The following is an 18,639-nucleotide window of genomic DNA, read 5'->3' as shown; positions in this document are numbered from 1 at the left end:
TATGAAGATCCTGGTCACGGGCGGCGCCGGTTTCATCGGCTCCAACTTCGTCCGCCGAACGCTCGAAGACGCCTACCCGGGGCTCGAAGGCGCCGAGGTCGTGGTGCTCGATGCGCTCACCTACTCGGGCAACCTCGCGAATCTCGTCTCGGTGGCCGATTCACCGCGCTACACCTTCGTGCACGGCGACATCCGCGACGAGACGCTGCTCGACACCCTGCTGCCCGGTATCGACGCCATCGTGCACTTCGCCGCCGAGTCGCACGTCGACCGCTCGGTGCGCGACGCGAGCATCTTCGTCGAGACGAACGTGCTCGGCACCCAGCGCCTGCTCGACGCCTCGCTGCGCGCCGGCCTCGGCCGGTTCGTGCACGTCTCGACCGACGAGGTCTACGGTTCGATTCCCGAGGGGTCGTGGCGGGAAGACCACCTGCTCGAGCCGAACTCGCCGTACTCGGCCTCGAAGGCGTCGAGCGACCTGATGGCCCGCTCGTACCACCGCACCCACGGGCTGAACGTGTCGATCACGCGCTGTTCGAACAACTACGGGCCCTACCACTTTCCCGAGAAGCTCATCCCGCTGTTCGTCACCAACCTCATCGACGGCGGCCGCGTGCCCCTCTACGGCGACGGAACCAACGTGCGCGACTGGCTGCACGTCGACGACCACACCCGCGCCATCGCGATGGTGCTGGTCGGCGGCCGCGCCGGCGAGATCTACAACATCGGCGGCGGCACCGAGCTGTCGAACATCGAACTCACCAACCTGCTGCTCGAGGCGACCGGCCGCGACTGGTCGGCCGTCGACCACGTCGAAGACCGCAAGGGCCACGACCAGCGCTACTCGGTCGACATCGGCAAGATCGCCGCCGAACTCGGCTACCAGCCGCTCGTGCCGTTCGACCGCGGCCTCGCCGACGTGGTGCAGTGGTACCGCGACAACCGCGACTGGTGGCAGCCGCTGAAAGAGCGCGCGACGCTGTGACCCGGTACCTCATCGCCGGCGCGAACGGGATGCTCGGCCGCGACCTGCAGGCCAACCTGGCCGCCCGCGGCGAGACGTTCACCGCCCTCGGCCGCGCCGACCTCGACGTGACCGACCGCGACGCGGTGCGCCGTGCCGCCGAGGGGCACGACGTCATCGTGAACGCCGCCGCCTACACGAAGGTCGACGACGCCGAAACGCACGAGGCCGAGGCGTTCGCGGTCAATGCCCTGGGCGCCGAGAACCTCGCCGTGGCGGCGCGGGAGAACGGCGGCACGATCATCCACGTGTCGACCGACTACGTGTTCGACGGAACGGCCACCGAACCCTACGCCGAAGACGCCCCGCGCAACCCGGTGTCGGCGTACGGGCGCAGCAAGGCCGAGGGTGAGCGTGCGGTGCTGGGCGAGCATCCGGCCGGCGCCTACGTGGTTCGCTCGGCCTGGTTGTACGGCGAGCACGGCCCGAACTTCGCCCGCACGATGCTGCGGCTGATCGGCGAACACGACACCGTGAGCGTCGTCACCGACCAGCGCGGCCAGCCCACCGCCACGCTCGACCTGGCCGAGCAGCTCGTTCGGCTGGCGGGCAGCGACGCACCTGCCGGCATCTACCACGGCACCAACGCCGGCGAGGCCACGTGGTTCGAGTTCACGCAGCAGCTGTTCAGAGAAGCGGGGGTCGATCCTGCTAGGGTCGTGCCCACAGACAGTTCGCGGTTTGTTCGCCCTGCCCCGCGGCCGCAGTACTCGGTACTGGGGCACCACGCGTGGACCCGAGCGGGAATCGAGCCCATGCGCGACTGGCGGTCGGCTCTGCGCGATGCAGTGCTCTCGGGAATTTTGGAGATACATGGCAACGCTTCGGGTGATCGTTGACCAGATCGTTGCGCCGGTTCCGGGGGGAATCGGGCGTTACACCGAAGAACTCACCCGCGAGCTGATCCAGACCGCCCCCACCGACTGCTTCGTCGAGGGCATCGTGTCGGCGCAGTCACCCGAGTCGCTCGCCGGGCTGAAGCAGAAGCTGCCGGGGCTCGCCGACATCCACAAGACCACCCTCGGCCGCCGCGAGCTCTCGGCGGCCTGGCAGCACGGGCTGCTCACCGGCATCAGCACCGGCATGGTGCACGCGCCGTCGCTGTTCGCGCCGGTCACGAAGCACGACCGCCTGCACCAGCCCGGCGACCAGATCGCCGTGACCATCCACGACGTCGTACCGTGGACGCATCCCGAGACGCTCACGCCGCACGGCGTCGCCTGGCACAAGGCGATGGCCAAGCGCGCACGCAAGTACGCCGATGCCGTGGTCGTGCCGACGCACGCGGTGGCGCAGGAGCTCGCCCGCTACGTGAACTTCGGCGACCGGGTGCGCGTCATCGGCGGTGCCGTCAGCTCGCGGCTGGTCGTTCCGGCCGACGCGGATGCCCGTGCCGACGAACTCGGCCTGCCGTCGTCGTACGTGCTCGCCGTCGGAACGCTCGAGCCGCGCAAGGGCCTGCCCGCGCTCATCCAGGCCCTCGCCCGTACAGACGCGCCCGACCTGCCGCTCGTCATCGCCGGCCCCACGGGCTGGGGCGACGTCGACGTGGTGACGGCCGCGGCCGAGGCCGGGCTCGACGCCTCCCGCGTGCACGTGCTCGGCTTCGTCAGCGACGAAGACCTGGCGCTCGTCATCTCGCGGGCGACCGTGTTCGTCTATCCGAGCATGGCCGAGGGCTTCGGCCTGCCGGTCGTCGAGGCGCTGCACTTCGGCACCCCGGTCATCCACACCGATGTGCCTGCGCTGATGGAGGTGGCCGACGACGCCAGCGTGGTGGTGCCGCGCGACGACCCCGAGGGCCTGCCTGAGCGGCTGGCCGCCGCCATCGCGCAGGTGGTGAACCACCCCGAGCTGCAGGAGCGGCTGCGCATCACGGGTCTCGACCGGGCCCGCGCCTTCAGCTGGCGCGACTCGGCCGAGAAGGTCTGGCAGCTGCACGCCGACATCTGACGGGCCTGCCCGGCGCCGCGCCGTGCTCGACCCCCTCTCGTGGCGGGCGCGGGCGAGCAGGGTCAGAGACGGGCCTTGAGAGCCTCGTTCTTGGTGGCGACGGTCGACTCGAGGCCGGCGCGGTACGCGTCGAGCGCCTCGGCCAGCGCGGGGTCGGCGGTGGCCAGGATGGCGACCGCGAGGAGCGCCGCGTTGGTGGCGCCGCCGATCGAGACGGTGGCGACCGGGATGCCTGCCGGCATCTGCACGATCGACAGCAGTGAATCGAGCCCGTCGAGACGCGCCAGCGGCACCGGAACCCCGACCACGGGCAGCGTGGTGACGGCGGCGAGCATGCCCGGCAGGTGCGCGGCACCGCCGGCCCCCGCGATGATGACCTTCAGGCCGCGCTCACGCGCCGAGCGGCCGTAGCCGATCATCTTCTCGGGCGTGCGGTGGGCCGACACCACCTCGACCTCGTGCGGCACCCCGAACTGCTTCAGCATCGCGACCGCGTCGCCCATCACGCTGAAATCGGAGTCGCTGCCCATCACGACCCCGACCACCACCTGCTCTGTCATGCTGCGAGCCTAGCGGTCGGCTGAGAGGTCGGCGCCGAGCAGGGCCGCCACCGAGCGGGCCCGGAAGACGGCGTCGTCGAGGTCGTCGGAGGTGGCCGTGACGTGACCCACCTTGCGGCCGGGGCGCGGCGCCTTGCCGTAGTTGTGCACCTTCACGCCGGGCTGGTCGGCGAGGGCCGTCGGGTACGCATCGGCGAGCGTTCCGGTGGCCGGGCCGCCCAGCACGTTGACCATCACCGACCAGGGTGCGCGCACGTCGGTCGAGCCGAGCGGAAGGTCGGCCACCGCCCGCAGGTGCTGCTCGAACTGGCTGGTCACCGACCCGTCGAGGCTCCAGTGCCCACTGTTGTGCGGCCGCATCGCGAGTTCGTTGACCAGCAGCCGGTCATCCGTCGTCTCGAACAGCTCGACTGCCAGCACACCCGTGACGCCGAGTTCGTCGGCGACGCGCGTGGCGATCTGGGCCGCCATGTCGGCAAGACGGATGCTCGCGCCCGGGGCCGGCGCGAAGACCTCGCTGCACACTCCCCCGCGCTGCACCGTCTCGACGACGGGCCAGAGCGCGACCTCGCCCGACGGGCGCCGCGCCACCAGCTGCGCCAGCTCGCGCCGGAAGTCGACGCGCTCTTCGATGAGCAGCGCCCCGCCGTTCGCGTCTTCATCGAGGATGCGCAGCCAGTCGGCCGCCTCGGCCGCGTCGCGGATCAGGCGCACGCCCTTGCCGTCGTACCCGCCGCGGGCGGTCTTGAGCACCGCCTCGCCGTCGTGGTCGTCGATGAACGCCTGCACCTCGTCTTCGTCGTGCACCGCCGCCCAGTCGGGCATCGGAATGCCCAGCTCACCGAGCTTCTGCCGCATGCGCAGCTTGTCTTGAGCGAACTGCAGAGCGTCGGGACCAGGCTGCACCGAGTGCCCAGATGCCACCAATTGCCTGAGAATTGCTTCAGGAACGTGTTCGTGGTCGAACGTGACCACGTCGACGCCCGACGCGAAGGCCGCGACCGTCTCGGGGTCGCGGTAGTCGCCGACCATCGTCGCCGCCAGTGCCGCAGAAGACCCCTCGATCTCAGCGAGCACGCGGATCTCGAGCCCGAGGTTCACCGCCGCGGGTATCATCATGCGGGCGAGCTGCCCTCCGCCGATCACGCCTACTGTCACACTCACCCGCCCACTTTACCGGGGAAGGCATGTTCGCAGGCGACAATCAACCCTCCTGCGAACCGCGGGAGGCATCCCATATAGTCGAAGAACAGTTGTCACATGCGAAGCAGTGGGCGCCGCCACGGGGGTGACCGCAAGAAAGCAGCCAGGTTCTCACGAGATGAAAAATCTTGCCACCCGCGTCTGGGACGGATTCCTCACCTACGCCGTGAAGTTCGGTGTCGTCGGAATCCTCGGCATGATCCTCGACGTCGGCATCTTCAACCTGTTGCTCGTCGGCACCTTCGGCACCGGCCACTTCTACTCGACCGCCATCGGCGCGAAGCTCATCTCGACCTCGATCGCGATCATCTTCAACTGGGTCGGCAACCGCTACTGGACCTTTCGCGAGAACCGGCGCTCACGCGTCTGGCTCGAGCTCATCGAGTACTCCATCGTCTCGGTCGGCGGCCTTGCCATCGCCGAGGGCTGCATCTGGTTCACCCACCACGTGCTCGGTATGACGAGCCTGCTCGCCACGAACATCGCGGCCAACGTGGTCGGCCTAGCGCTCGGCACCGCATTCCGCTTCGTGCTCTACCGCTACTGGGTCTACGGCACCCAGCGCAGCGACGGCCTGCAGAACGTCCAGGCCGCCGAAGCCGCTGCGGCCGTGCCCGAACCCGAAGAGGCGCTCGTCAAGAGCTGACCGGCTGCCGCCCGTTCCGGGGAGCTTCCCCGGGTCTGCCGGGCATCCCGCCCGCATCGCCCGTGCCGCCTACGCGCCGAGGTCGCCCAGCGCCGTGACGATGAGCCGCGCGTCGGGCACGTCGCGCAAGACCAGCGGATGATCACCGCCCGAGTGAATCGTCACATCACCCGTGCGGAACAGCGCCTGCAGCCCACGGCGCCGCAGCGTCACGTCGAACCCCCGCCGCAGCGACACCTCCTGTCGCTCGCGCACGAACAGGCCGCGTACAGCGATCACCCGGCGGGTCGTCACGGTGTACCGGTGGGCCAACCACGAGAGCACCGGCATGACCCAGCCGAACAGCGCGACAGCGCCGGCCACGGCCAACGCCGTGAGGTTCTGCCACTGCTCGGGGAACCGGCCGAGAAAGTACCCGCAGGCCACTGCCAGGGCGATCAGCACGAGGGTCGGCATCGCCAGCCGGCGCGCGTGGCGACGAAATCGCGCCACCACCTGCTCGCCGAGTTCCGGGTGCACGATCGTCGTGAACTCGTCGGCGGCTGGTTCGTAGGGTGACGGTGTGGGCACGGCGGCTCAGTACCTCAGGTGGGTCACGTCGCCGGCCGAGACCGCGAAGCTCGAGGCATCCGCGTCTCGGGTGACGAGAAGGCGGCCGCCGGCGTCGAGCCCCGTCGCGAGCCCGGTGACGACCTCGCCGCCCGGCAACTCGACGCCGACCGGCTGGCCGATGGTGCTGCACTCCGCGGCGACGGTGGCGGCGATGCCGCTCGCCTCAGCGTCGCCGCCGTGCTGCACGAACGTCGAGTACAACTCGCGGAACGCAGCCAGGTACGCGGCCAGAACGTCGTCGACGCTGAAGTCTGCGGCGCCGGCCAGTGCCAGCGAGGTGGCGGTCGGCACGGGCAGCTGCTCGTCGGTGAGAAAGAGGTTGACGCCGGCGCCGACGACCACGCCGGCACCCCCGGGCAGCAGCTCAGACAGGATGCCCGACAGCTTCGCCCGCCCGATGAGCACGTCGTTGGGCCACTTCACGCTCGCCTTCGGCTCGGGCAGCAGGGCATTGGCGGCCCGCGCCATCGCAACGCCGGCGATGAGCGGCAGCCAGGCGAGGGTCTCGACGGGCAGGCCCGGCCGTACCAGCACCGAGATCGCGAGCGACGTCTTCGCGGGCGCGACCCAGCTGCGCCCGAGCCGCCCGCGGCCCGAGGTCTGCGTGTCGGTGACCAGCACGCCGAAGTCGGGCCAGGCCGCCGCGTCAGCGCCCGAGGCCGCCGCCACCAGGTCGGTGTTGGTCGACGCCGATTCGTCGAGCCACACCAGGCGGGGCACCAGACTGTCGCTCTGCGGGAGGTTCATGATTTTCAAGCGTAGAGGGGTTCTGGCAGCGAAACCTCTGGCGACACCGCCAGGATGTGTGACAATTCGTCAACGGATGCGCCCAACACTTGGCCGGTAGAGTGAACCGCGTGACTGATGAAACACCCTCGGGCCCCGACATGTACACCACGGCCGGCAAACTGGTCGATCTGAAGAACCGGTACCACGAAGCGGTCACCCAGAGCGGCGAGGCCGCCATCGCGAAGCAGCACGCCAAGGGTAAGAAGACGGCCCGCGAGCGCATCGAACAGCTGCTCGACCACGGCTCGTTCGTCGAGCTCGACGAGTTCGTGCGCCACCGCACCTACGCCTTCGGCATGGAGAAGAACCGGCCCTACGGTGACGCCGTCGTCACCGGCACAGGAACCATCCACGGCCGCCAGGTGGCCGTCTACGCACAGGACTTCACCATCTTCGGCGGCTCGCTCGGCGAGGTCGCCGGCGAGAAGATCATCAAGGTGATGGACCTGGCGCTGAAGACCGGCGTGCCCATCATCGGCATGCTCGACTCGGGCGGCGCGCGCATCCAGGAGGGTGTCGTGGCGCTCGGCAAGTACGGCGAGATCTTCCGCCGCAACACGCAGGCCTCCGGCGTCATCCCGCAGATCTCCATCGTGATGGGCCCGGCGGCGGGCGGTGCGGTGTACTCCCCCGCGCTCACCGACTTCGTGATCATGGTCGACAAGACCAGCCAGATGTTCGTCACCGGCCCCGATGTCATCAAGACGGTCACCGGCGAAGACGTCGGCATGGAAGAACTCGGCGGAGCCCTGACGCACAACACCGTCTCCGGCGTCTCGCACTACCTCGCGAGCGACGAGGATGACGCACTCGACTACGTGCGCACCCTGCTCGGCTTCCTGCCCGACAACAACCTGGCCGAGCTGCCCGTCTACGAGTCGACGGCCGAGCTCGAGATCACCGACGCCGACCACAAGCTGAACACGATCATCCCCGACAGCCCCAACCAGCCGTACGACATGCACACGATCATCGAGCACATCGTCGACCACGCCGACTTCCTCGAGGTGCAGCCGCTGTATGCCCCGAACATCCTCATCGGCTTCGGTCGCATCGAGGGCCGCTCGGTGGGCATCATCGCCAACCAGCCGAACGCGATGGCCGGCACGCTGAACATCGAGGCCGGCGAGAAGGCCGCGCGCTTCGTGCGGTTCTGCGACGCGTTCTCGATCCCGATCGTGACGCTTGTCGACGTGCCCGGCTACCTGCCCGGCACCGACCAGGAGTGGACCGGCGTCATCCGCCGCGGCGCGAAGCTGCTCTACGCCTACGCCGAGGCGACCGTTCCGTTGATCACCGTGATCGTGCGCAAGGCGTACGGCGGGGCGTACATCGTGATGGGCTCGAAGCAGCTGGGCGCCGACCTGAACCTGGCCTGGCCCACCGCCGAGATCGCCGTCATGGGCGGGCAGGGCGCCGTGAACATCCTGTACCGCGGTGAGATCAAGCGCGCCGAGGCCGCCGGCGAAGACGTCGCCGCCGTGCGCACCAAGCTGGCGAACGAATACACCTACAACGTGGCGTCGCCGTTCCTTGCGGCCGAGCGCGGTGAGCTCGACGGCGTCATCGAACCCGCGGCCACCCGGGTCGCCATCGTGAAGGGCCTGCGGGCGCTGCGCACGAAGCGCGCGTCGCTGCCGGCGAAGAAGCACGGCAACATCCCTCTGTGACAGCGTCACAGAGGGATCGTGGGCACAGCCAGCTCTCTGTGAGGTCGTCGCAGAGGGAATATGGGCGCAGCCCTCTGTGACAGTACGAGAGTGATCCTGGGGCCCGGAGGGTGATCCTCCGGGCCCCAGGATGGCGTGGTGTCTGCAACGACCGTTCCTAGCAGTCGCGCGACCATCTCACGCATCAGAGCAGCCCCGTGCAACCCGAATTGCTGCGGAGGCGCCTGGTGCAACGATACGCCGTCTGCCGCTCGAAACGGGTAGTTTCTTCACATCTAGTGAAAATATGTCGCTTAAATGATCATTTGTTGGCGAAAATGAATTCCGGCCGACTCAAATGTGAACAAAAGCCCCACAATGGGGGCTTATCGAGAGATTCTCCGCACCCCTAATGTAGAACTCGCAACCCGATATGAAGGTATCGAAAGGTCGAGCGGAGTCCTAGCACCGCATGCCGGCCGGTACCGATGAGAAGCCAGGTTCAGTTTCGCTCGCCTTTCCTAGAGGCAGCGTAGCGAGACCCGGCCGAAGCGAGTGCTCCTTACGTTCGTCGGCAAGAACCTGCGTGTTCTCGTCGGCACGGAGCATCCGTACCTGCCCTGTAAAGAATTCCCTGTGACCCGAAATACAGGTTGATGCCGTGGCCGTTCGAGCCAGACGTACCCAGAGCACCAAAGTTCTGACCCCAGACCCGCTGCTTCCCGCCTTGACGTGGGTGGGTGCCCGCACCCCCGCCGAGAGCACGCGCACCCGCACCTGGGCCGAGCGCTACGTTCGCCGGCTCTTCGCGACCGACGTCGCCGTCGTCGCCGGGGTCACCTTCCTCTCGTATGCCACCCTCGTGTGGCTCGATCGCATTCCCACTGCGAGCTTCGGTTCGTACGCCACGCTGTCGGCCGCCATCGCCGTGGTGTGGGTCGTGACGCTCTCGCTGGTCCGCAGTCGCGACGCGCGTTTCGTCGGCATCGGGCTCGAAGAGTACCGCATGGTCGTCACGGCGACCTGCGTCGTCTTCGGCAGCACCGCCGTGGCCGCCCTGCTCTTCCAGGTCGTGATTCCGCGCAGTTACTTCGTCGTCGCGCTTCCAGTCGGAATCGTCGCCATCTGCGCTTCTCGTCACCTCAACCGCCGCTGGCTCGCGGCCCAGCGCATCAAGGGCGCCTATCTCTCCCGCGTGGTCGTGGTCGGCGAACCCGCCGACGTGCGCTACGTCATCGGACAGATTCTCAAGAAGCCGGGCGCGGTCGAGTACAGCGTGGTCGGCGCCATCCTCCCCCCGGGTTCGCCCGACACCCACGTGATGGCCCGCGGCACCAGCATCCCGGTGGTCGGCTACACCGACACCATTCCGTCGGTCGTGCCCCGGGTCGACGCCAACGCGGTCATCATCGCCGGCCAGGTCGACGGGGGCAGCGACTTCATCCGCCATCTCGGCTGGCAGCTCGAGACCACCTCCACCGAGCTCGTGCTCGCGCCGGGGCTCACCAACATCGCCGGCCCGCGAATCCACTGGCGCCCGGTCGACGGGCTGCCGCTCATGCACGTCGAGCTGCCCCAGTACTCGGGCACCAAGCATGTCGTCAAGCGGTGCATGGATGTGATCCTCTCGTCGATCGCCCTGGTGCTGATCGCCCCGGTGCTGTTGGTCTGCGCCATTCTGATCCGGCGTGACTCCGAGGGCGGGGCGTTCTTCCGCCAGCAGCGCGTCGGGCGCGACGGGTCGCTGTTCACCATGATCAAGCTGCGCACCATGTCGGCCGACGCCGAGGCTCGCAGGGCCGAGCTGCTTCATCTGAACGAGGGTGTGGGTCCGCTCTTCAAGCTGAGCGTCGACCCCCGCGTCACGGGCATCGGCGCCGTGCTGAGACGGTATTCGCTCGACGAGCTGCCGCAGTTCTGGAACGTGCTGATGGGTGACATGAGCCTCGTCGGCCCCAGGCCTCCGCTGCCCAGCGAGGTGAGCACCTACGACTCCACCGTTCAGCGTCGCCTCTACAGCAAGCCGGGTATCACCGGACTCTGGCAGACCACGGGGCGCTCGAACCTCGACTGGGATGAGAGCGTGCGGCTCGACCTCTACTACGTCGAGAACTGGTCGATCACAGGCGACGTGGTCGTGCTGTGCCGCACCGTGAAACAGATGATCCGCCCCACCGGCGCCTTCTGATGTCTCGACCCACGATCTTCTCCCTGCCCATCAACCGACTGAAAGCATCCCGTGGCTGATCTCATACTCATCGGAGCGAGTTCCCTCGCCCGCGAAGCGTTGACGGTGATCCGTTCGACGACAGAACACCGAGCGATCGGAATCCTCGACGACTCAGAATCCCGCTGGGGCACGGCGATCGCCGGCGTTCCCGTGCTCGGGGGTGTCGACACCGTCGGCCAGTACCCCGACGCCAGCTTCGTGGTCTGCGTCTCGCTCGGGGCGACCCGCGCCCGTCTGGTCAACCGGCTGAGCGCGCTCGGCGTGACAGACGACCGCTACGCACAGCTCATCCACCCGAGTGTCGAGGTCGCCCGCAACTGTCGCGTCGGCGTCGGCAGCATCGTCATGGCGGGCGTCGTGATGACCGCCGATGTGACGGTGGGCCGCCACGTCGTGATCATGCCGAATGTCACCCTCACCCATGGCAACCGCATCCAGTCGTTCGTCACGGTCGGCGCCGGCAGCGCACTCGGACTCGGCGTACGGGTCGGCGAAGAGGCCACCCTCGGCATGAACTCGAGCGTCCGCGACAGAGTTCGCATCGGCAACCGGTCGATTCTGGGCCTCGGTTCTGCCCTGCTGCGCGACCAGCCTTCGGGCGAGACATGGATGGGCGTGCCGGCGGCACCCAGCACATCGTCTGACGCCGCCGCCTCAAGCACTCGCCTTCTGCGATCGATTGGAAACTTCTAATGTCAGGGATTGAGCCCCGCCCGCTACGCATCGCCCTCGTCGGCACACGAGGTGTTCCGGCCGCCTACGGCGGTTTCGAGACCGCGGTCGAAGAGATCGGCCAGCGTCTGGTGGCCAAGGGTCACGAGGTGACGGTCTACTGCCGAACCACCAGCGCCCCGAAGCAGAAGCGCTACCTGGGCATGCGACTCGTGCACCTTCCCGCCGTGAAGGCGAAGACGGTCGAGACCCTCAGCCACACCGCACTGTCGGTGCTGCACATGATGTTCACCCGCCGAAACGACGTCGCATTCGTGTTCAACGCAGCGAACTCGCCCTTCGTTCCGTTCATCCGTGCCCGCGGAACCTCGTCGGCGGTGCACGTCGACGGCCTGGAGTGGAAGCGCGGCAAGTGGGGCAAGACCGGCCGCAAGTACTACCGCATCGCTGAAGAGCTCGCCGTGCGTCACGCCGACGCGCTCATCTCCGACGCCGCCGGTATCGCCGACTACTACGACCACGAGTTCGGCATTCCCACCGAGCTGCTCACCTACGGCACCAAGGTGCTGCGTGCACCCGCCAGCGACCGACTGGCCGAATTGGGCCTCGAACCCGGCCGATACCACCTCGTGGTGGCGCGGTTCGAGCCCGAGAACCATGTCGACATCATCGTCGACGGCTACCACGCCAGCGATGCGACACTGCCGCTGGTCGTCGTCGGGTCTGCACCCTACGCCGCCGCCTACACCGAACGCATCGCCGACACCGCGGCGTCAGACGACCGCATCCGGATGCTCGGCGGAGTGTGGGACCAGGAACAGCTCGACCAGCTCTACGCCAACGCCCTCACCTATCTGCACGGACACTCGGTCGGGGGCACCAATCCCTCGCTGCTGCGCGCCATGGGCGCCGGAACCGCCGTCATCGCGTACGACGTCGTCTTCAACCGCGAGGTGCTCGGCGAAGACGGCCGATTCTTCTCCGACGCGGCCGGCGTCAGCCTGCAGCTGGCGAGCGCCGAGGCTCTCGTCGAGGAGACCGACGACCTGGGCGTCAACCTCCGCGAGCGTGCTGCCGGTATGTACGACTGGGACATCGTGACGGCGGGCTACGAAGAACTGGCGATGCGCCTGGCGCTCGGCCACTCCACCCGCGGCGTCAGCAAAGGCAAGCGCAACCCCGTCTCGTGGGAACCGCGCACCGGCTCGGGCCCCGTCATCGTCACCGGGCGCGCTGAGGCCCAGATCGAAGAGAACTCATGATCGACGGCCGGCCGCAGACGACGACACGGCCGCGTGAGACGTACCGCGAGACTGTCGCCCGCCTTGCTTCGGCCCAGAAGAAGGCCGCCCGGGGGGCGCCCGCGTACTCCATCTACGTCAACCGCAAGGTAGGGCGCTATCTCGCCGCATGGGCCTTCCGTGCCGGTCTGACGCCGAACAATGTGACCGCGATCAGCGCCGTGTTCACGTTCACCGGCATCATTCTGCTCGCAACGCTCCCGCTGGCCTGGTACACCGGGTTGGTGGTGTGGCTGCTGCTGGCCATCGGGTACGCCTTCGACTCGGCCGACGGCCAGGTCGCTCGGCTCCGTGGCGGCGGGTCGCTCTCGGGCGAGTGGCTCGACCACGTCGTCGATTCGCTGAAGATCGCCTCGCTGCACCTCGCGGTTCTGATCACGATGTTCCTGCACTTCGACTTCAGCTCGCCCGCTCTTCTGCTGATTCCGATCGGCTACTCGATCGTGGCGTGCGTGTCGTTCTTCGCGATGATTCTGAACGACCAGCTGAAGCGCGTGCACGAGCAGCGCACTCAGGAGGCCGTTCAGAGCGGGCGCAGCACGATCATCCGTTCGCTGCTCGTGATTCCGACCGACTACGGATTCCTGTGCCTGATCTTCGTGCTGCTCGGTGCACCGCCGGTGTTCTTCGTGGTCTACGCGCTCATGTTTGTGGCGAACGCGGGGCACCTCCTGCTGGCGAGCCGCAAATGGTTCCGCGATATGGAACGCCTCGCATGAGCGCTGGTCACAACACCGGGGAGTGGCTCGACGGCACCACCGTTCTGTTCGCGCACCCGAGTGGCGAACTCTACGGGTCTGACCGCGTGCTCATCGAGAGCGTCGCGGCCGTTCTGCAGGCCGGCGGCCGCGCCTTCGTGGCGCTGCCGGTCAGCGGGCCGCTCGCCGACGTGCTGTCAGACATCGGCGCCGACGTCGTGCTCTGCGAGACACCTGTGCTGCGCAAGAGCATGCTGCGCCCGGCGGGACTGTTCAGACTGGTGAAGGCGCTGGGCTCCGGATTCCGCGCCGAACGCGCCCTGGTGAAGAAGGTGCGCCCCGACGTGATCTACGTCAACACGGTGACGATCCCCCTCTGGATCGCTGTCGGCTTCGTCATGCGGCGCCCGGTTCTCAGCCACATCCACGAGGCCGAGGGGTCTGCCTCGCGAGCGGTGAACTTCGCCCTCAACCTGCCGCTGCTCTTCGCCAGCCGGGTCATCGCGAACAGCCGCTACAGTGTGGCCGTTCTCGCCAGGACCTTTCCCAGACTCGCGCAACGCACCCAGGTCGTCTACAACGGCGTAGTCGGCCCGGTCTCCCCGAGCGTTGCGCGACCCACCCTCGACGACGGCCTGCGCATCCTCTACGTGGGCCGGCTCTCCGACCGCAAAGGGGTCGACGTGGCCATCGCGGCCCTCGGCCTGCTGCGCGCACGCGGCCAGAGGGCCAGTCTCGAGATCGTCGGGGCCGTCTTCACGGGGTACGAGTGGTACGAAGAGCAGTTGCGCCGCCAGATCGCCGAGCTCGAGCTCACCGATTCTGTTCGGATGCGCGGCTTCGAGGCCGACATCTGGCCTCGCGTCGAGCAGTGCGATGTCGTCGTCGTACCATCGCGGTTCGACGAACCGTTCGGAAACACGGCCGTCGAGGCAGTACTGGCCGCCCGAGCCGTGATCGTCAGCAACACCTCGGGCCTGCGCGAAGCCGCGGGAGGCTACCAGTCGTCGCGTGCCGTGCGACCGGGTGACCCGGCGGCGCTGGCCGACGGCCTCGAAGAGATCGCGAAGGCGTGGCCCGACGTGCGCCGCGACGCCGAGAGCGACCGCCTCGTGGCGATGAGACGCCACTCCCCCGAGACCTACCGGGTGACCGTAGCGCTGGTGATGCACCAGCTCGCGTTGCGAGAACGACCCGATCACGGCACCCAACCAGCTCGGCGAGCCACCGAGGCGAACAGCCCAGTGGTCGCTCCGAGCGCGACCCCCTTCACGAACTGACCGAGGAAGAAAGCAAAATGGATCCCCACGACTATTGGAAGGCCCTGCGCAAGCGCTGGGTCGTGATCGTTCTCCTCGGAGTGCTCGGCGGCGCCGGAGCCTACCTCTACGGCCAGAGCCTGCCCGACAGCTTCCAGTCGACCAGCGGCGTATTCGTCTCGTCGACGCAGGGCGCGACGACGAGTGAACTGGTTCAAGGTTCGACGTACACGCAGAATCTGGTGCAGTCGTATGCCCAGCTGGCCACGACACCGAAGGTCTTGACGCCCGTCATCGACCAGCTCGGGCTCGACACCACGCCGACTCGGCTGGCCAAGTCGATCTCGGCGAGCCCGGCCCTGAACACCGTGATCATCGACATCACGGTGACAGACGGCAACGCCCAGCGTGCCGCCGACATCGCCAATGCGGTGAGCCGATCGCTGACGACCGTCGCCACGTCGATGGCCCCGCAGCTGGCCGGATCGACCTCGTCGATCTCGATGGACATCGTGACGCCGGCCCAGGTCGCCGCGAACCCGATCGCGCCGAACCGTCGGCTGATCGAGATCAGTGGTGTGGCGCTCGGCATCGTTGCGGGCGTGCTCTACTCGATCGGCCGCACGCTGTTCGACACGCGCATCAGAACCGACCGCGACGTCGAACGCATCAGCGACGTGCCCGTGATCGGCAACGTCGAGCGCAAGCGCCGTCGTTCGCCACAGGCCAGTGGCATCACGATGCGACTCGCCCCGCACAGCCTGATGGCCGAAGACTACCGCCGCGTGCGCACGAACCTCGAGTTCGCCGACGTCGACAATGCGATCAGATCGATCACCGTCACCAGCGCATCCCCGGGTGAGGGAAAGACCACCATGGCGATCAACATCGCCCTGGCGATGGCCGAGCGCTCGCTGCGCACGCTGATCGTCGACGCCGACCTGCGCCGCCCGAGTATCGCGACCTACGCGCAGATCGAAGGAGCAGCCGGACTCACCAGCGTTCTCGTCGGCTCTGCCCAGCTGAGCGACGTGATCCAGCCTTGGGCCCCGAACGTCGACATCCTGGCCTCCGGTGTGGTTCCGCCCAACCCGAACCAGCTGCTCGGCTCCACTGCCATGGCGCGCCTGATGGCCACGGTGAAGGCCGACTACGACTTCGTGATCGTCGACACCCCGCCGATTCTGCCGGCTTCGGATGCCCTCACCCTCACCCACATGACCGATGGCGCCGTGGTGGTCTGCCTGTACAACTCCACTACACGCCAGAAGCTCAGCGACACGCTCGGTGCCCTGGCGGCCGTTCGCGCCCGCACCATCGGCGTCGTGATCAACCAGACCCGCCCGAAGGCCCGCGGTGTCTACTACGGCCGCGACGTCACCGCCACGACGGCGACGCACGACGATGCCGCTGACACCGACGACACGATCGACCGGCTGTCGGGCGCCCTCGGCCCCGTCGAGGTGGAGACCGTCGACAGCACTCCCGACAGAGAGCCGGTTCTGAGGCCCGTACCGTGAGCCATGTGCACCGGGCGCACGCGCGGCGGGTCACCTTGCCTCGCGTGCGCCTCTACCGATCCATCAGAAGCGCCCACCTCGAACGAGCCCATGATCTCGCCCCGGCGACGATCCTCTACAGCGAGAAGCGGTACGACTTCGACGACGCACTCACGACCGGGCTCGATCTGATCAGAACCGGGCCGGTCAGGGGCGCGCTGCTGCTCGCTCGATCGCGAGTGACCACGCTCGAGATCAACGAACCCCTGATGCTCGACAGTCTGATGACCTCGGTGCTCGCGATCGCTGCACTGGCGTGGCGCCGCCTGCTGGGCAAACCGCGCACCAGCGTGGTCACCTACGCCATCGACAACGCCGATCCGTTCTCACGCGTTGCGGGCACCAGGTTTCGAACGAGGGTTCGCCGCCGCATCGAGCGGGTTCTGGCGCGATTCGTGTGGCGTCGGGTCGACCGGGTCGCCTTCGGAACGAGTGCGGCCCAGGAGACCTACGAGACGGTTCTCGGTGAGGTCGGCCTGCGCTCGAGCGCGATGGTCATCCCCGCCCTGCCCGCGCCCTGGCCGGCGTCGAACGAGCAGCGCCGCATCGACGGCCGCGTGGTGTTCCTGGGTGCGTTCAGCGAACGCAAGGGCATCCGGGTTCTGCTCGACGCCTGGCCGCTGGTGCGTGAGGCGCGCCCCGAAGCCAGCCTGCTGATCATGGGCAAGGGCGCGTTGAAGAGCGACGTTCTGACGACGGCCGCCATCTGGCCCGGAATCGAGGTGGAGATCGACCCGGCGCGAGGCCGCATCCATGACCGCCTCGATGAGGCCCGCGTGCTCGTTCTGCCGTCGCAGCCGACGCCCACCTGGCGCGAACAGGTCGGCCTGCCCATCGTGGAAGGCCTCTCGCACGGCCTCAGCATCGTCACCACCGAGCAGACCGGGCTCGCCGAATGGCTGGTCGGCAACAAGCACTATGTCGTGGCCGACGCGGGCTCTGCCGACGAGTTGGCGAAGCAGATCATCCGGGCCATCGACGAACAGCGCAGGCCGTCAGACATCGTGGCGAGCCTGCCCAGAACAGATGGCCGAATCTCGGCTGACGGCTGGCTGTTCTCCCGCGTGCCGACCATCTCCGACCTCACGAGGGTGTTCACAGGATGACCGCTGACACCATGACCGCTGCCGAGACGCTGCCCAAGCGCCGCGGAATGATGGCCTCTGTCGGCAGCACTGCCGTGGCGAAGGTCGCCGTGATGGCCATCTCGGGCATCCTCGGCATCGTGACGAGCCGGATGATCATCCACTCGTTCGGCACGGCGGCATACGCGCAGTACGGCCTGCTCTCGAGCTTTCCCACACTGCTGCCGTTCGCCGACCTGGGCATCGCAGCCGTCGTCATCAACGCGGTGGCCGGATCGGCTTCGCCGCGCACCGACGACTTCGTCAGACGCACCATCACGACGGCCTTCCGCATCCTGATCGTCTCCGGCGCCATCATGATCGCGGTCGGCGTCGTCATCACTGCCTTCGGCTGGTGGCCGGTGCTGCTCGGCAAGGGTCTGATCGCCGACGGCGGCAGCCTGGCGGCCTTCGCCTGTCTCGCCATCTTCGGCCTTGTGATACCCCTCACCGTCGGCCAACGGGTTCTCGTCGGGCTCGGCAAGACGAACGTGCAGGTGGCGAGCCAGTCTGTGGTCGCGCCGTTCATGTTCCTGGCGATCGGCGCACTGGTGCTGCTGGCTGTTCCGGCCGGCACCTACCTCGCGGTGATCTCGTACGCCGGCAACGCCCTGGTGTCGGTGATCTGCCTCTTTCTCGCGGCGCGCGTTCTGAAGCCCCAGATCGGTGCCGCCATCCGGCAGATTCCGCACATCCGCTCGTACCGGGGCGTCTCTGCCATCGGGCTCGCCTGGCCCATGCTGCTGCAGATGATCGCTCTGCCCATCGCCCTGCAGACCGGCCGGCTGCTGCTCAGCCAGATCGGCACCGTCGACCAGCTGGCGCAGTACAACCTGTCGTCGCAGCTCTTTCAGATCGTGCTTCAGACGACCGCCGCCGCGGGCCTGGCGATGTGGCCCATCTACGCCAAGGCACGCGCCGCCGGCCGCATCGAATCGCCGGTCATCCCGACCCTGTGGTTTCTGGGTGGCGGCCTGGTGCTGGGCGGGGCGCTCGCGGTGCTCTCACCGTGGCTCACCGTCTTCGTCTCGGGCGGCAAGATCTCGCTCGACCCCTGGGTCATCATTCCGTGGGTGCTCTTCGTGGGCCTGCAGGCGGCGAAGTACCCGGTGGGAATGTACATGACCGACAAGCGCGGTCTCGTCTTCCAGGTGGTGCCGATTCTGATCATGGTGCCCCTGAATCTCGGGCTGTCCTGGCTCTTCATCGGCCTGATCGGCGCGGGCGGTCCGGTGCTCGGCTCGACGATCTCGGTGCTGCTGTGCCAATTCCTGCCGAACCTCTGGTACGTGTCGCGCGACCTCACACGTCGCCGGGCGAACGCCGAGAGCGAGCAGGCCGTCAGCGCCTGACCGCGACC

General features: G+C 67.9%; 17 protein-coding genes. 13 read left to right on the top strand and 4 right to left on the bottom strand.

What is annotated here, in order from left to right:
* The first annotated feature begins 1 nt into the window (after position 1).
* The 3 genes from rfbB to V3W46_RS11020 are packed head-to-tail and all read left to right on the top strand — an operon-like array spanning position 2 to position 2,977.
* Positions 2 to 985 (top strand): dTDP-glucose 4,6-dehydratase, encoded by a 984-nt coding sequence (gene rfbB / locus V3W46_RS11030; RefSeq protein WP_331783163.1) that lies wholly within the window; start codon positions 2 to 4, stop codon positions 983 to 985.
* Entirely contained in the window at positions 982 to 1,863 is an 882-nt protein-coding gene (gene rfbD, locus V3W46_RS11025; RefSeq protein WP_331783162.1) for a dTDP-4-dehydrorhamnose reductase, read from the top strand. Before rfbB ends, rfbD begins: the two co-directional genes overlap by 4 nt.
* Complete coding sequence (locus V3W46_RS11020) at positions 1,838 to 2,977, top strand: glycosyltransferase family 4 protein (protein ID WP_331783161.1); 1,140 nt, start codon at positions 1,838 to 1,840, stop codon at positions 2,975 to 2,977. The genes rfbD and V3W46_RS11020 overlap by 26 nt, the downstream gene beginning before the upstream one ends.
* A gap of 62 nt (positions 2,978 to 3,039) precedes the next feature.
* Here V3W46_RS11020 and purE read toward each other — a convergent pair whose 3' ends face one another.
* Both purE and V3W46_RS11010 read right to left on the bottom strand, forming a co-directional pair.
* Positions 3,040 to 3,537, bottom strand: a complete 498-nt coding sequence (purE, locus tag V3W46_RS11015) for a 5-(carboxyamino)imidazole ribonucleotide mutase (RefSeq protein WP_331783160.1) — start codon at positions 3,535 to 3,537, stop codon at positions 3,040 to 3,042.
* A 9-nt stretch (positions 3,538 to 3,546) separates the two neighbouring features.
* The gene (locus V3W46_RS11010; protein WP_331783159.1) at positions 3,547 to 4,701 is read right to left on the bottom strand and encodes a 5-(carboxyamino)imidazole ribonucleotide synthase; all 1,155 of its coding nucleotides are present in this window, start codon (positions 4,699 to 4,701) and stop codon (positions 3,547 to 3,549) included.
* A gap of 157 nt (positions 4,702 to 4,858) precedes the next feature.
* Here V3W46_RS11010 and V3W46_RS11005 point away from each other — a divergent pair, with 157 nt between their 5' ends.
* The gene (locus tag V3W46_RS11005; RefSeq protein ID WP_331783158.1) at positions 4,859 to 5,386 is read left to right on the top strand and encodes a GtrA family protein; all 528 of its coding nucleotides are present in this window, start codon (positions 4,859 to 4,861) and stop codon (positions 5,384 to 5,386) included.
* A gap of 69 nt (positions 5,387 to 5,455) precedes the next feature.
* Here V3W46_RS11005 and V3W46_RS11000 read toward each other — a convergent pair whose 3' ends face one another.
* Both V3W46_RS11000 and V3W46_RS10995 read right to left on the bottom strand, forming a co-directional pair.
* The gene (locus V3W46_RS11000) at positions 5,456 to 5,956 is read right to left on the bottom strand and encodes a PH domain-containing protein (protein ID WP_331783157.1); all 501 of its coding nucleotides are present in this window, start codon (positions 5,954 to 5,956) and stop codon (positions 5,456 to 5,458) included.
* A gap of 6 nt (positions 5,957 to 5,962) precedes the next feature.
* Positions 5,963 to 6,745: a biotin--[acetyl-CoA-carboxylase] ligase gene (locus V3W46_RS10995; protein ID WP_331783156.1), complete on the bottom strand. Its 783-nt coding sequence runs from the start codon at positions 6,743 to 6,745 to the stop codon at positions 5,963 to 5,965.
* Positions 6,746 to 6,885: 140 nt separating this feature from the next.
* Here V3W46_RS10995 and V3W46_RS10990 point away from each other — a divergent pair, with 140 nt between their 5' ends.
* The 9 genes from V3W46_RS10990 (at position 6,886) to V3W46_RS10950 (ending at position 18,631) form a co-directional block, all read left to right on the top strand.
* The gene (locus tag V3W46_RS10990; RefSeq protein ID WP_331783225.1) at positions 6,886 to 8,457 is read left to right on the top strand and encodes an acyl-CoA carboxylase subunit beta; all 1,572 of its coding nucleotides are present in this window, start codon (positions 6,886 to 6,888) and stop codon (positions 8,455 to 8,457) included.
* 640 nt (positions 8,458 to 9,097) lie between these two features.
* Complete coding sequence (locus V3W46_RS10985; protein ID WP_331783155.1) at positions 9,098 to 10,624, top strand: sugar transferase; 1,527 nt, start codon at positions 9,098 to 9,100, stop codon at positions 10,622 to 10,624.
* 51 nt (positions 10,625 to 10,675) lie between these two features.
* A complete protein-coding gene (locus V3W46_RS10980; RefSeq protein ID WP_331783154.1) occupies positions 10,676 to 11,359 on the top strand; it encodes a NeuD/PglB/VioB family sugar acetyltransferase in 684 nt (227 codons plus the stop codon).
* Positions 11,359 to 12,600 (top strand): DUF1972 domain-containing protein, encoded by a 1,242-nt coding sequence (locus V3W46_RS10975; protein ID WP_331783153.1) that lies wholly within the window; start codon positions 11,359 to 11,361, stop codon positions 12,598 to 12,600. The genes V3W46_RS10980 and V3W46_RS10975 overlap by 1 nt, the downstream gene beginning before the upstream one ends.
* A complete protein-coding gene (locus tag V3W46_RS10970) occupies positions 12,597 to 13,358 on the top strand; it encodes a CDP-alcohol phosphatidyltransferase family protein (RefSeq protein ID WP_331783152.1) in 762 nt (253 codons plus the stop codon). Before V3W46_RS10975 ends, V3W46_RS10970 begins: the two co-directional genes overlap by 4 nt.
* Positions 13,355 to 14,617, top strand: coding sequence for a glycosyltransferase (locus V3W46_RS10965; protein ID WP_331783151.1), 1,263 nt, complete (start codon positions 13,355 to 13,357; stop codon positions 14,615 to 14,617). The genes V3W46_RS10970 and V3W46_RS10965 overlap by 4 nt, the downstream gene beginning before the upstream one ends.
* Before the next feature lie 17 nt (positions 14,618 to 14,634).
* Complete coding sequence (locus tag V3W46_RS10960) at positions 14,635 to 16,116, top strand: polysaccharide biosynthesis tyrosine autokinase (RefSeq protein ID WP_331783150.1); 1,482 nt, start codon at positions 14,635 to 14,637, stop codon at positions 16,114 to 16,116.
* A 44-nt stretch (positions 16,117 to 16,160) separates the two neighbouring features.
* On the top strand, positions 16,161 to 17,261 hold the full coding sequence (locus V3W46_RS10955; RefSeq protein WP_331783149.1) for a glycosyltransferase: 1,101 nt from the start codon (positions 16,161 to 16,163) through the stop codon (positions 17,259 to 17,261).
* Positions 17,258 to 18,631, top strand: coding sequence for a polysaccharide biosynthesis protein (locus tag V3W46_RS10950; protein ID WP_331783148.1), 1,374 nt, complete (start codon positions 17,258 to 17,260; stop codon positions 18,629 to 18,631). Before V3W46_RS10955 ends, V3W46_RS10950 begins: the two co-directional genes overlap by 4 nt.
* The last annotated feature ends 8 nt before the right edge of the window (positions 18,632 to 18,639 follow it).

Source organism: Subtercola sp. YIM 133946, assembly GCF_036553535.1.
Taxonomy (GTDB): domain Bacteria; phylum Actinomycetota; class Actinomycetes; order Actinomycetales; family Microbacteriaceae; genus Subtercola.
The sequence above is the reverse complement of the archived record's forward strand: the minus strand, read 5'-3'. Positions and strand labels throughout refer to the sequence as shown.